Source organism: Conexibacter sp. SYSU D00693 (genome assembly GCF_017084525.1).
Classification (GTDB): Bacteria; Actinomycetota; Thermoleophilia; order Solirubrobacterales; family Solirubrobacteraceae; genus Baekduia.
Genome location: NZ_CP070950.1, coordinates 644,456 through 657,465, shown reverse-complemented (window position 1 = coordinate 657,465; position 13,010 = coordinate 644,456). Strand labels below are relative to the sequence as shown.

The window sequence follows — 13,010 nt, the reverse complement described above, 5'->3', positions numbered from 1 at the left end:
CCACGAGCCTGCCCCCATGGTCTCTCCGACGCTCTCCCGCCGCACCCTCCTGCGCAGCGGCGCCGCCTCCGGCGCCCTGCTGCTGACGAACCCCCTCGCCGCCCTCGCCGCCCGCGGCACGCCCGGCATCGCCAAGGGCTACGGCCCGCTCGTCGACGCCGGGGAGATCTACCTGCCGCGCGGCTTCCGCTACACGGTCATCTCGCGCACCGGCGAGCCGATGAGCGACGGCAACCCGACGCCGACGTACTTCGACGGCATGGCGGTCTTCGGCAACCGCCAGGGCGGCGCCACCCTCATCCGCAACCACGAGAACCGCCGCCGGGCCAGCGGCGAGATCCCCGTGGTGGTGGCGCCGGAGCTGCGCTACGACAGCAACACGACCTACAACGCCGGCTGCACGAAGGTCGTCGTCAACGCCCGGGGCCGCGTCGTCTCGCAGTTCGCCGTCCTCGGCGGCACGTCGACCAACTGCGCCGGCGGGCCGACCCCGTGGGGCTCGTGGCTGACGTGCGAGGAGGTCTTCGACGCCGGGGACCAGCGCCACGGCTACGTCTTCGAGGTCCCGGCCGGCGCCAGCGGCCCGGTGAAGGCCGAGCCGATCATCGGCGCCGGGCGCTTCGTGCACGAGGCGGCCGCCTGGTTCGACGGGGCGCTGTACCTCACCGAGGACCGCGGGGACGCCTGCCTGTACCGCTTCGTGCCCGACCGCGAGATCACGCGCGCCGGCCAGCTGGCCCGGGCGACCGGCCGCTTCCAGGCGCTGCGGATCCGCGGCCTGCCGACGGCCGACACGCGGACGGGCTGGACCGTGGGCCGCGAGTACCCGGTCGAGTGGGTCGACGTCGCCGACCGCGACCCGTCGACCGACACGGTGCGCGCCCAGGCGCAGGCCGCCGGCGCGGCGATCTTCAGCCGCCAGGAGGGCTCGTGGAGCGTCGGCCCGCGGATCACGTTCGACTGCACGGACGGCGGCGACGCCGGCGCCGGCCAGGTGTGGGACCTCGACCCCACCCGCCGGACGCTGACCCTGGTGTACGAGTCGCCCTCGGCCGAGGTCCTCGACGCGCCCGACAACCTCTGCTTCCACCCGATCACCAACGACGTCCTGCTCTGCGAGGACGGCGGCGGCGACCAGTTCGTCCGCGGCCTCACGCCGCAGGGCGCGATCTACGACCTCGTCCGCTCGAAGGCGAGCGACAGCGAGTTCTGCGGCGCGTGCGCGACGCGGCCAACAAGGTGCTCTACGTCAACCAGCAGCAGCCGGGCGTGACGTACGCCATCCACGGCGACTGGGCCGCGCGCAAGACCGAGCGCTAGACGGCGTCAGGCGGCGAGGGCGGGTGCGACGGGCTCCAGCGCCGCGCGCACCACGTCCTCGTCGGCGCCGATCGCCGCGGCCGACAGGCGCTCGGGCGCCCACAGCTCGGCGGCCAGCGACCGCAGGTCGTCGAGCGTGACGGCGTCGACGCGCTCGAGCACCTCGTCGACCGACATCACCGGCATGTCGGCGAGGATCGACGAGCCCAGGCGGTTCATGCGCGCGAGCGTCGACTCCAGGCCGAGGACGAGGCGGCCCTTGAGGTTCTCCCGCGCGCGCTCGAGCTCCTCGGGCGTGGCGGGCTCCTCGACGAGGCGGGCGAGCTGCTCGCCGACGACGTCGAAGGCCTTGCCGACGTTGTCGGGCCGGGTGCCGACGTAGAGGCCGACCTGCCCGGTCTCCGCGTGGAAGCCGGCGAACGAGTAGACGCTGTAGGCCAGCCCGCGGCGCTCGCGGACCTCCTGGAACAGCCGCGAGGACGAGGTGCCGCCGAAGACCGTGTCGAGCAGGCGCAGGGCGAAGCGCCGGTCGTCGTCGCGGGCGATGCCCGGGGCCCCCAGGCACAGGTGGTACTGCTCGGTGGGCTTGGCGACGAACAGCCGGCGCGGCGCGTGGTCGCCGTCGACGGGCGGCTCGCCCGGCGCGGGGCGCGGGTCGTCGGCACGGTCGCCCAGGCCGGCCCGGACCAGCTCGACGAGCCGGTCGTGCTCGACCGAGCCCGCCGCCGCCACGACGACGTTGCGCGGGACGTAGCGCTCGCGGTGGAACGCGGCCAGGCCGTCGGCCGGCGTGCCGGCGATGACCTCGCGGTGGCCGATGATCGCCCGGCCCAGCGGGTGCGACCCGAAGACCGCGGTCCCGAGCACGTCGAAGACCTTGTCCTGCGGCTCGTCCTCGTACATCGCGAGCTCCTCGAGGACGATCTCGCGCTCCTGGGCGAGGTCGTCGGCCTCCATGCGCGGGCGCCAGACCATGTCGGCCATGGCGTCGTGCGCCCGCTCGAGGTGCACGTCGAGGACGCGCGTGTAGACGGAGGTCGTCTCCTTGCCGGTGCCGGCGTTGACCTCCGCGCCCATCCCGTCGAAGAGCTGGTCGACCTCGAGCGAGGTGAACTTCGACGTCCCCCGGAAGAGCATGTGCTCGACCAGGTGCGACAGGCCGGCCTGCTGCTCGTCCTCGGCAGCCGACCCGGTGCCGATCCAGTAGCCGAGGGCCACCGAGCGCACGGAGTCCATGCGCTCGGTGACCACGCGCAGGCCGGGGGCGACCTCCGTCAGCTGGTGCTCTTCGTGCAGCGGGTCAGTCCCGGTCGGGATCGCGGTTGGAGCGACGGCGCGGACGGCCGGAGCCGCGCTCGCGGTCGCCGCCGCGGTCGCCGCGGTCGCCGTCGCGGCGCGGGCCGCGCTCGCGGCGCGGGCCGCCGCCGTTGCCGCCGCCACCGCCCGAGCCGACCGTGGCCAGCTCCTCGGCGGTCTTGCCCTCGACCTCGGGGTCCTCGGCCAGGCGCAGGCCGATGCGGCCGCGCTCGCGGTCGACCTCGACTACGCGGACGCTGATCTCGTCGCCCTTGTTGAGGACCTCCTCGACCGTCGCGACGCGCTGGCCGGGCGAGACGTTGGAGATGTGCAGCAGGCCGTCGGTGCCCTTGGCCAGCTCGACGAACGCGCCGAACGTCGTGGTCTTCACGACCTTGCCCGTGAAGGCATCGCCGATCTCGACCTCCTTGGTCATCGACCGGATGCGGTCGGCCAGGGCCTCGCCCAGCTCGCCGTTGGCCGAGTAGACCCGGACGTTGCCGTCGTCGTCGACGTCGATCTGGGACTCGAACTCGTCCTGCAGGCCGCGGATGGTCTCGCCGCCCTTGCCGATGAGCAGGCCGATCTTGTCCGGGTCGATCTTGACCTGGAGGATCCGCGGCGCGTAGGACGACAGCGACTCGCGCGGGGCGGAGATGACGTCGGTCATCTTGCCGAGGATCTCCAGGCGCGCCTCGCGGGCCTGCTCGAGCGCGTCGCGCAGGATCTCGAACGTGACGCCGGTGATCTTGATGTCCATCTGGAGGGCGGTGATGCCCTCCTCGGTGCCGGCGACCTTGAAGTCCATGTCGCCGAGGTGGTCCTCGACGCCGGCGATGTCGGTGAGCACGACGTAGTCGTCGCCCTCCTTGATGAGGCCCATCGCGATGCCGGCCACCGGCGCCTTGATCGGCACGCCGGCGTCCATCAGCGAGAGGGTCGAGCCGCAGACCGACGCCATCGAGGACGAGCCGTTGGACTCGAGGGTCTCGGACACGACGCGGATCGTGTACGGGAACTCCTCGGTGGTCGGCACGACCGCGACGAGCGCGCGCTCGGCGAGCGCACCGTGGCCGATGTCGCGGCGCTTGGGACCGCGCATGAAGCCCGCCTCGCCCACCGAGAACGGCGGGAAGTTGTAGTGGTGCCAGTAGAACTTCTGCGTCTGCAGGCCCAGGGTGTCGAGGCGCATCTCCTCCTTGAGCGTGCCGAGGGCGGCGACGCTCAGGACCTGGGTCTGGCCACGGGTGAAGAGCCCCGAGCCGTGGGCGCGCGGCAGGACGCCAGCCTCCACGTCGATCTTGCGGATCTCGCGCTCCGAGCGGCCGTCAGGGCGCAGCTTGCGCACGGCGATGCGCTCGCGCACCGTCGCCTTCTCGAGCTTGGCGAACGCCCGGGCGACCTCCGCGCGGCGGGCGCTGTCGTCCTCGTCGGGCGCGAACTGCGCGAGCACCTCGGCCTCGACGGCCTTGGTCGCGTCCTGGCGCTCGAGCTTGTCGACGACCGAGGTGGCCTCGTCGACCTTCTGGCCGAAGGCGTCCTTGATCTCGCCGAACAGGCCCTCGTCGACGCCGGGGGCCTCGACCTCCATCTTCGGCTTGCCGGCCTTCTCGGCCAGCTCGCGCTGGGCCGCGCAGAGCTTCTTGATCGCGCCGTGGGCGATGTCCAGGGCGTCGAGGATCTCCGCCTCGGGGATGATGTTGGCCCCCGCCTCGACCATGAGGATCGCGTCCTCGGTGCCGGCGACGATGAGGTCGAGGTCGCTGGCGCCCTCGAGGTCCTCCTCGCGCGGGTTCACGACGAAGTTGCCCTCGACCTTGCCGATGCGCACGGCGCCGACGGGCGTGGGGAACGGCACCTCGCTGAGCATGAGCGCCGCGGACGCGCCGTTCATGGCGAGGATGTCGTACGGGTGGACCTGGTCGACGCTCAGCGTGAGCGCCACCAGCTGGGTCTCGTAGTGCCAGCCCTTGGGGAAGAGCGGGCGGATCGGCCGGTCGATCATGCGGGCCGTGAGGGTGGCCTTCTCGCCGGAGCGGCCCTCGCGCTTGAAGAACGAGCCGGGGATCTTGCCCGCGGCGTACATCCGCTCCTCGACGTCGACGGTGAGCGGGAGGAAGTCGACGTCCCGGAGGTTGCCGACCGTGGCGGTGTTGAGGACGACGGTGTCGCCCTGCTTCACGACCACGGCGCCGCCGGCCTGCTTGGCCAGCTTGCCGGTCTCGAACGTGATCTCCTCGCCGGCGATCTCGACCGAGATCGTGGTCACGTCTTGCGACATGTGGAGTTTTTCTCCTTCGTGGGCCCGCGCGTCGGACGTCCGCGGGCCGGGTCTTCGCTGTCTGCGGTATCCGAACTGCTGCCCAGTCTAGCCCGGGACCACGTCAGGACGCAGGGAGAAGACCGCCGGCGTGGAGACGATCCCCGCCTTCATCCCCTCGCGGGTGTCCCGGCGGACACGCTCCATGGCGCCCTCGCCGCGGCGGTCGGCCTCGAAGCGCTCGAGGTCGAGGCCCAGGGTCTCGCAGCGGGCCCACAGGTGCGGGTCGTCCTGGCGGCCGAGGTCGCCGAACAGGGTGTCGGCGAACGCCCAGAACGCGCCCTGGGCGGCGGCCGCCTCCGCGGCGCAGGCCAGCGGGACGGCCCGCGGGCCCTTCGCCTTGAGCGCGAAGTGCCGGAAGGCCAGCGGCGTGCGGGCCTCGCGCAGGCGCAGGTACGTCACCGCGCAGTGCGGGCAGCTGAAGTCCGCGTACAGGACGGTGAGCTCGACGCCGGTGGCACCGTCGACGTGGTCGTCGGCGCGCAGGCCGGGGACCGCCGCGCTGCTCAGGTCGTCCGCCATCGCGTCCAGGACCGTACCCCCAGCGAGATGCGCATCCACACCCTGCACCGCGAGCAGGTGCTCGACGGGACGCCCGCCGAGGTCTTCCCCTTCTTCGCCGATGCCCGCAACCTCGAGGCGATCACCCCGCCGCTGCTGCGCTTCCGCGTCCTGACGCCCGACCCGCCGATGGCCGCCGGGACGTTCCTGCAGTACCGGCTGCGCGTCCACGGGCTCCCGGTGTCGTGGGACACGCTCATCCAGGAGTGGGAGCCCGACCGGCGCTTCGTCGACGTCCAGGTCCGCGGCCCGTACGCGCTGTGGCACCACACCCACGAGTTCGCGCCGGAGGGCGACGGGCGGACGCGGATGCGCGACACCGTCCGCTACGCCATCGGCTTCGGGCCCTTGGGCGAGCTCGCGCGCCGGCTCGTCGTGCGCCGCGACCTCGACGAGATCTTCGACTTCCGGGCCCGGCGGGTCCCCGAGCTCCTGCGCGCGGCGCGGGGCGCCTAAGGCTCGCCGACTTCGTCCTGGCGGCCCGCCCCTAGGCGCCGGCCTCGACGCGCTGGGTGAGGCTCGTCGTCTCGCCGGCCGCGGGGACGGCGGTCACCGACAGCGTGGCCACGAGCCCCTTGCGCCCGCGCAGCGCCTTGCGCAGGCGCCGGACCTGGGCCGGCGTCGGGCGCACGCGCAGGAGCTTCGTGTCGCCCGCGGGCAGCGCGGCGCGCACGGCGGCGAGGGTGACCGACGTGCGCCGGCCCTTCTTCGGGGTGGCCCGCGGCGTGAGCGTCGCGGTGAGCGTGAGGTCGCAGCCCGTGTCGCAGCCGACGCGGATCGGCAGACCGCGACCGAGCAGGCCCGAACGGCGCACGACGTCGAGCGAGACCGCGGGGCCGTCGGGCGGCGGGAGCGTCGGCAGCTTGGGCGCGGGCGGCGTCGCGGGCGCCGGGACCGGCGTGCAGGTGGCCGCGGGCGGCGCCGCGAGGGCGAACTGCTGGACGCGGTTGTTCGACGAGTCGGTGACCGTGAGCGTGCCGCGGCAGTCGACGCTGATCCCGGTCGGGTGAAGGAACTGGCCCGGGCCCGTGCCGCGCTCGCCCACCGCGAGCAGCCGCTCGCCGTCCGGGCCGAAGCGCTGGACGCGGCTGTTGCCACGGTCGGCGACCCACAGCGTCCCGGCGGCGTCGACGGTCATCTGCCCCGGCGCGTTGAGCTTGCCGAGCTTGTTGCCCGTGCCGCCGAACTGCGCGACCTGCGCGCCGTCGCCGCCGCGGACCACGATGCGGTTGGCGCTGTCGGCGGTGTAGATGCGGTCGCCCGCCGGCGTGACCGCGATGCCGCGCACGGCGCCGGCGCCGGTGATCGCGCCGAGGTACGCCCCGTCTGCCGCGAACTGCGCGATCCGGCGGTTGCCGGTGTCGGCGACGAACAGCGTGCCGTCGGCATCGATGGCCAGGGCACTGGGGTCCAGGAGCTTGCCCGGCCCGGAGCCCTGCGCGCCGATCGTGCGCACCGGCTGGCCGGTCGTGCGGCTGAAGACGACGATGCGCGCGCGGCGCTGGTCGAGGACGTAGGCGTTGCCCGCTCCGTCGAAGGCGACCGCGACCGGCCGCGGCAGGATCGTCGGCCCCGGGTTCGGCGAGCCCCACACCGCCAGCACGGAGCCGTCGGGGGCCAGGACCTGGACGCGCCCGTTGACCGAGTCCGTCACCGCGCGCATCCCGCTGGCGTCGGCGGCGACCCCGAGCGGCGTGCCGAACTGGCCGGGCGCCCGGCCGCTGGTGCCGAACGAGCGCACGAGCGCGCCGCCGCGGTCGAAGACGTCGACGCGGTCGTTGCCGGTGTTCGTGACGAGGACCTCCCCCGCCGCGTTCGTGGCGATCGCGCGGGGGTAGGCGAGCTGGCCGGGCCGCGTCCCGTAGGAGCCCCAGCGGCCCTTGTAGGGGTACGTCGGCCCCGTGCTGAAGCGCAGGACGCGCTGGCCGAGGTTGTCGGAGACGTAGACACGGCCCTGCGGGTCGGTCGTCACGCCGTAGGGGTGCTGCATCGCACCGCCCGAGCCGGCGCCCGTGCGGATCTCGCGCAGCGTCCGCCCGCCGGTGTCCTTCACGAGCACCCGGTGGTTCTGGTTGTCGGCGACGAAGAGCCGGCTGCCGCGCACCGCCAGGCCCTTGGGGTAGCCGAGCTGGCCGGGCGGGACGATCACCGTTCCGCGACCGCCGTCGAGGTCGAAGCGCTGGATGCGGTCGTTGCCGCTGTCGGCGACGTAGACGATGCCGTTGGCCACGGCGAGCCCGCCGCCCGCGCCGGCGTCGTTGCCCCGCCCACCGCCGAAGAGGAACTCCCCCACGTCGCTGCCGGCCTTGCCCCAGCTGCGCACGAGCCGGCCGTCGGGCGTGAAGCGCACGAGCTTGTTCTGGCCGTCGGCGACGAGCACCGTCCCGTCCCCGGCCACGGCGAGTGCGCCGACGCCCGACAGCTCGCCGGCGCGCGTCCCGGCCTGGCCGAGCGAGCGCAGCCAGCGCCCGTCGGGTCCGAAGGCCTGCACGGTGCGGGAGCCCTGGTCGCCGACGTACACCGTCCCGTCGGGCGCGACCGCGATCGCCTGCGGGAAGCGCAGGACGCCGCCGTCGCGCTGCCCGACCTGCGAGGCCGCGGTCCACGGGCACGCCGGCTGGGCGCCGGGGCAGGGGACGTCCTGGGCGTGGGCGGCCGGCGCGGCGGCGGTGAGGGCCGCGGCGGTCGTGAGGGCGGCGGCGAGGGCGAAGCGGACCATCTCCCCCAGTCGAACACGCGGCGGGCGCGGAAGTCGCAAGACGGCGTGCGGCGGCGGTCCCCGCGAGGCGTTCGTGCATCGAGTGGCGGATAGTCCGCTCCCGAGACGGAGAATCCGCCGACGGATGGTCCTTCGGGGCCGAACACGCGGTTTCGGCGACGTCGCGCCTCCCGGCGACCACCACTCGCGCAAGTCGGCCAGGAACGCCTCGCGCACCCGGCGACCGCCGGCCCGGTGGCTCCCTACGTGGCAGAACAGCGAACGCCCCGTGCCCAGGCCAACGCCTGAGCGGATCCCCGCCGAGGACGTCGTGGCGTTCCCCCCACGCGCCCGAGGGGGACGGAGCGTCCGCCGTCTCGCACTGAGGGAGGCAAGGCGTTGCCGCCCGGCGCCCCGCGAGGCATTCGTGCATCGAGTGGCGGATAGTCCGCTCCCCAGGCGGAGAATCCGCCAATCGATGGTCTTCGCCTCGCGAGCCCGGCGACGGCCGCCCCCTCCCTCCCGACGTGCAGGACAGCGAACGCGCCGCGCCCAGGCCAACGCCCGAGCGGAGCTCACGCGGAGCGCAGAACCGCCCTGCGCGCAGCCCGCTACGCCGACGCCGACGTCGCCGCCGCGATGCCCTCGGCCACGAGGTTCGCGCCGGGCAGGTCGCCCGGGGAGTCGGCGAGGTGCGACCAGGCGACGGTGCCGTCCGGGCCGAAGACGACCAGCGCGCGGTTCGTCATGCCCGCGGGCTCGAAGTAGGCGCCCAGGGCCTTGGCCGTGGCGCCCTTGGGCTCGAAGTCCGACAGCTGCGGGATCGAGACGCCCAGGGACTCGCGGAAGGCCGTCTGGGACGGGGTGGCGTCGGTCGAGACGCCGTAGAGCTCGGCGCCCTGCGCCTTGAACTCGTCCAGGACCTCCTCGTAGACCTGGAACTGGTTCGTGCAGACCGAGCTGAACGCGAAGGGGTAGAAGACGAGGACCGTGATCCGGCCCTGGAGGTCGGCGGCGGTGAACGTCCCGCCGTCCTCGGTCTTCAGCGTGAACTCCGGCGCCGGGGTGCCCGGCGCGATGATGCCGTCGGCCATCGCCGCGGGGCGGGGCGCTACTTGCGCAGGCCGAGCTCGCCGAGCAGCGCCCGGTACCCCTCCAGGTCCTTCTTCTGGAGGTAGTTGAGCAGGCGGCGGCGCTGGCCCACGAGCATGAGCAGGCCACGACGGCTGTGGTGGTCCTTCTTGTTCTCGCGCAGGTGCTCGGTCAGGTCGTTGATCCGGGCGGTGAGCAGGGCGATCTGGACGCGGGTGTTGCCCGTGTCCTGCGGGTTCTCGCCGAACCGCTCGATGATCTCGGCCTTGCGCTCTGCGGTGAGGGTGCTCATGGGCGGCTGCGCAGGGTAGCAGCGCGCGTCTCCTCGACGTCCGCCGCCATCTGCTCCACGAGGGCGTCCACGGAGGCGAAGCGCTTCTCCCCGCGCAGGCGCCGCAGGAACGCGACCTCGATGCCCTGGCCGTACAGGTCGCCGCTCCAGTCGACCAGGAACGCCTCGATGAGCTCCCCGCGCCCGGTCACGAACTGCGGGCGCACGCCGACGTTCGTCGCCGCCGGCACGACCTCGCCGCCCGGCAGCCGCACCTCGCACGCGTAGACGCCGTGGGCCGGCAGGACGTCCTCCTGGCGCGGGACGAGGTTGGCCGTCGGGTAGCCGAGCGTCCGGCCGCGCTTGTCGCCGTGCTGGACCTCCCCCTCCAGCACGAACGGGGCCCCGAGCAGCTCGTTGGCGTACTGGACCGCCCCACCCGCGATGAGCCCCCGGATGTGGCTCGAGGAGACCACCTCGCCGTCGACCTCGAGCAGCGGGGCCACCCGGGTCTCGAAGCGCCCGTCGGCGGCCAGCATCTCCGGCGTGCCCTGCGCGCGGTGCCCGAAGCGGAAGTTCTCCCCCACGCTGACGTGCGTCGCGCCCAGCGCGCCGACCAGGACGTCGTCGATGAAGCTCTGGGCGTCGCGTCCCGCGAAGTCCTTGTCGAACGGGATGACGACGAGCTCCTGGACCCCGAGCGCGCCGACGAGCTCGGCCTTGCGCCGCAGCGTCGTCAGGAGCTTGGGCGCCGCGTCGGGCTTGACGACCGAGACCGGGTGCGGGTCGAAGGTCAGGACGGCGTCGGCGCCCGCGATGACCTCGCGGTGGCCGCGGTGCACCCCGTCGAAGGTCCCGACGGCCACGCGCCGGGGGCGCGGCTGCACGTCGGGCAGGTGGACGATCGCTGCCGGCGCCACGCGGGACAGCCTATGACCGGAAGCCCACGACGGCCTTGACGGTGCCCCGCGGGGTCGCCTCGGCGATGGCGACCAGGCCGTCCGGGTCGCGCACGACGAACGGCCCGTCGCCCGGCACGGGGGCCTCGACGAGCTGGCCGTGGGCGAGCCGCCGACCGGTGTCCCCGTCGACCTCCACGGCCGGCAGGACGCCCGCCAGCGCGCGGTCGAGCGGGACGAGCGCCCGCTCCAGCGCCGCGGGGGCGGCCGGGTCGTCGCGCTCCGGCGGCGCGATCGCGTCCTCCACGGCGAAGTCCCCGATCCGCGTCCGGCGCAGCGCGGTGCAGTAGGCGTCGCCGAGGTCGGCTATGAGCGTGCGCACGTAGGTCCCCGCGCTGCAGGCGATCTCGAACGTGTCCTGGTCGAGGCGCTCGAAGCGGTGCACCACGACCTCGCGCTCGGCGAGCTCGACCTCCTCCCCGCTGCGCGCCAGCGCGTAGGCGCGCCGGCCGCCGACCTTCACCGCGCTGTAGGCCGGCGGGCGCTGACGCAGGACGCCGGTGGGCAGCACGAGCGGCTCGGCCGGCACGCGACCCGTCTCGACGAGCTCGCCCTCCGGGTCGCCCGTGGTCGACGTCCAGCCGAAGCGCGCCCGGGCGACGTAGGTCTTGGGCAGCGCCATGAGGAACCGCTGGACGCGCGTGGCACGGCCGGCGAGGACGAGCAGCAGGCCGGTGGCGAACGGGTCCAGCGTGCCGGCGTGGCCGACGCGCGTGCCCTTGGGCAGCGTGCGGCGCACCCGCGCGACGACGTCGTGCGAGGTGATCCCGGCCGGCTTGTCGACGAGGAGGACCCCGTCCATGGCCCCTACGAGGTGGCGGACGCGCTGAGCTGCGCGGCGACCTGCTCGCGCAGGAAGTCCACGAGCTCGTCGGGCGAGAGCGTCGTCGTGAAGCCGGCGGCCTGGCGGTGGCCGCCGCCGCCGCCCGCGCGGGCGATGACGGACACGTCGACCTCGCCGTCGGTGGCGCGCAGCGAGACCTTGCGGCGGGGCGCGGCGTTCGCGTCGCCGGCGAGCTCGCGGGACAGCGCCGCGACCTTCGTGCCCTCGACGGAGCGCAGGTGGTCGATGATGCCCTCCGACCAGCTCTCCTCCGCGCCGGCCGCCGCGAAGTCCTCGCGCGTCAGCTGGGTCGTCGTGAGGCGGCCGTCGTCGAAGCGCTGCACGTGCGTGAGCGCGCGCGCCAGCAGCTCGAGCTTGCCGTAGGGCATGCCCTCGTAGAGGCGGCGGTAGATGGCGTGGACGTCGACGCCGGCCTCGATGAGCTCCGCGGCCATGACGTGCGCGCGGGTGCCCGTGTTCTCGTACATGAACTTGCCGGTGTCGGTGACCAGCCCGACGTAGAGGGCGTCGGCGATCTCCGGCGTCGGCTCCACCCCGAGCCCGCGCATGAGGTCCCAGACGATCTCCGCGGTGCACGACGCCTCGTCGTCGACCAGGTCGACCGTGCCGAAGCGCGTGTTGTCGTGGTGGTGGTCGATGTTGAGGATGTGCGCCTCGTCGCGCTTGACCTCGATGAAGGGGTTGCGGTCGATGTTGCCGCAGTCCAGGAAGACGACGGTGCGCTCGGCCAGGTCGGCCGGCGGCACGGAGACGAGGCCGTCGAGGCGGAAGAACCGGTACTCGTAGGGCAGCGGGAACTCGTCGGGCGCCATGAGCATCACCGAGTCCTTGCCCAGGGCGACGAGCACGAGGTGCATCGCCACGAGCGAGCCCAGCGCGTCGCCGTCGGGGTTCTCGTGGGTGACGAGGAGGAAGCGGTCGGCCTCGCGGATCTCGCGCAGCACGTCCTCCCGCGGCGTGGTCATCGTCCGTGATCCTCCTCGTCGTGGGGCGCGACCTGGTCGATCAGCGCCTCGAGCTGCTGTGCGCGCTCGGCGGTGTGGTCGAGCACGAAGTCGAGCGTCGGCGTGCGCTTCATCCGCAGCTCCGCCGCGATCCGTGACTGCAGGATCCCGTGGGCCGAGCGCAGGCCCTCGAGCGTCGCCTCCTGCTCGGCGCTCGTGCCGAGGACGCTCACGTAGGCCGTGGCGTGGCGGAGGTCGGGACTTGTCCTGACGTCGGTGACGGTCACGAAGCCGATGCGCGGGTCCTTCAGGTCACGGGACACGGCATCTCCGAGGACCTCGCGGACGGCCTCGTCCACGCGGCGCATGCGGTCGGCCATGATCCTACGCCCCCACGTCCTCGAAGGACACGACCGTGCTCTCCAGACGCACGCCCTCCGGGTAGCGGCCGTCCAGCCAGCGGCCCACGCCGTCCACCGCACGCTCGAGCGTCGGCAGCGACCCGCTGACCAGCGCGCCAGCCAGCTCGGAGCGCTGCCAGGTGTCCTGGTGGTCGACCTCGGCGACGGCGAGGCCCAGCCGGCCGTGCATCTGGGCCTTCACCGACGAGAGCTCCTTGCGCTTGCCCTTGAGGCTGGCGCTGTCCGGGAACGTGAGGTGGATCCGCAGGAGCGCGACGTAGGGCACGGCACGTGTCGCGCTCCC

13 protein-coding genes are annotated in these 13,010 nt (G+C 73.7%); 2 read left to right on the top strand and 11 right to left on the bottom strand.

The window, feature by feature from the left end:
• Positions 1-16: 16 nt before the first annotated feature.
• Positions 17-1,273 (top strand): alkaline phosphatase PhoX, encoded by a 1,257-nt coding sequence (locus JUB12_RS03310; RefSeq protein ID WP_205698192.1) that lies wholly within the window; start codon positions 17-19, stop codon positions 1,271-1,273.
• 53 nt (positions 1,274-1,326) lie between these two features.
• Here the strand turns inward: JUB12_RS03310 and JUB12_RS03305 are convergent, their stop codons facing one another.
• The 3 genes from JUB12_RS03305 to JUB12_RS03295 all read right to left on the bottom strand — a co-directional run bounded on the left by JUB12_RS03305 (position 1,327) and on the right by JUB12_RS03295 (position 5,458).
• Positions 1,327-2,571 (bottom strand): pitrilysin family protein, encoded by a 1,245-nt coding sequence (locus JUB12_RS03305; protein ID WP_256436571.1) that lies wholly within the window; start codon positions 2,569-2,571, stop codon positions 1,327-1,329.
• Positions 2,572-2,620: 49 nt separating this feature from the next.
• Positions 2,621-4,897: a polyribonucleotide nucleotidyltransferase gene (locus JUB12_RS03300; protein ID WP_205698190.1), complete on the bottom strand. Its 2,277-nt coding sequence runs from the start codon at positions 4,895-4,897 to the stop codon at positions 2,621-2,623.
• Between the two features lie 87 nt (positions 4,898-4,984).
• Complete coding sequence (locus JUB12_RS03295) at positions 4,985-5,458, bottom strand: thioredoxin domain-containing protein (protein WP_205698189.1); 474 nt, start codon at positions 5,456-5,458, stop codon at positions 4,985-4,987.
• Between the two features lie 27 nt (positions 5,459-5,485).
• On the opposite strand from JUB12_RS03295, the gene JUB12_RS03290 reads away from it, so the two are divergent.
• Complete coding sequence (locus JUB12_RS03290) at positions 5,486-5,953, top strand: SRPBCC family protein (RefSeq protein ID WP_205698188.1); 468 nt, start codon at positions 5,486-5,488, stop codon at positions 5,951-5,953.
• A gap of 31 nt (positions 5,954-5,984) precedes the next feature.
• Here the strand turns inward: JUB12_RS03290 and JUB12_RS03285 are convergent, their stop codons facing one another.
• The 8 genes from JUB12_RS03285 to JUB12_RS03250 all read right to left on the bottom strand — a co-directional run bounded on the left by JUB12_RS03285 (position 5,985) and on the right by JUB12_RS03250 (position 12,992).
• Positions 5,985-8,216: an NHL repeat-containing protein gene (locus tag JUB12_RS03285; protein ID WP_205698187.1), complete on the bottom strand. Its 2,232-nt coding sequence runs from the start codon at positions 8,214-8,216 to the stop codon at positions 5,985-5,987.
• Between the two features lie 590 nt (positions 8,217-8,806).
• Positions 8,807-9,289 (bottom strand): redoxin domain-containing protein, encoded by a 483-nt coding sequence (locus tag JUB12_RS03280; RefSeq protein ID WP_205698186.1) that lies wholly within the window; start codon positions 9,287-9,289, stop codon positions 8,807-8,809.
• A 17-nt stretch (positions 9,290-9,306) separates the two neighbouring features.
• Positions 9,307-9,579 carry a 30S ribosomal protein S15 gene (gene rpsO / locus JUB12_RS03275; protein ID WP_205698185.1) on the bottom strand — a complete coding sequence of 91 codons (273 nt, stop codon included), beginning with the start codon at positions 9,577-9,579 and terminating at the stop codon, positions 9,307-9,309.
• A complete protein-coding gene (locus tag JUB12_RS03270) occupies positions 9,576-10,478 on the bottom strand; it encodes a bifunctional riboflavin kinase/FAD synthetase (protein ID WP_241004399.1) in 903 nt (300 codons plus the stop codon). The genes rpsO and JUB12_RS03270 overlap by 4 nt, the downstream gene beginning before the upstream one ends.
• A gap of 10 nt (positions 10,479-10,488) precedes the next feature.
• Complete coding sequence (gene truB / locus JUB12_RS03265; RefSeq protein WP_205698184.1) at positions 10,489-11,319, bottom strand: tRNA pseudouridine(55) synthase TruB; 831 nt, start codon at positions 11,317-11,319, stop codon at positions 10,489-10,491.
• Positions 11,320-11,324: 5 nt separating this feature from the next.
• Positions 11,325-12,326, bottom strand: coding sequence for a bifunctional oligoribonuclease/PAP phosphatase NrnA (locus JUB12_RS03260; protein ID WP_205698183.1), 1,002 nt, complete (start codon positions 12,324-12,326; stop codon positions 11,325-11,327).
• Positions 12,323-12,685, bottom strand: a complete 363-nt coding sequence (rbfA, locus tag JUB12_RS03255; RefSeq protein WP_241004398.1) for a 30S ribosome-binding factor RbfA — start codon at positions 12,683-12,685, stop codon at positions 12,323-12,325. The genes JUB12_RS03260 and rbfA overlap by 4 nt, the downstream gene beginning before the upstream one ends.
• A gap of 4 nt (positions 12,686-12,689) precedes the next feature.
• Positions 12,690-12,992 (bottom strand): DUF503 domain-containing protein, encoded by a 303-nt coding sequence (locus JUB12_RS03250; RefSeq protein ID WP_205698182.1) that lies wholly within the window; start codon positions 12,990-12,992, stop codon positions 12,690-12,692.
• Positions 12,993-13,010 lie beyond the last annotated feature (18 nt).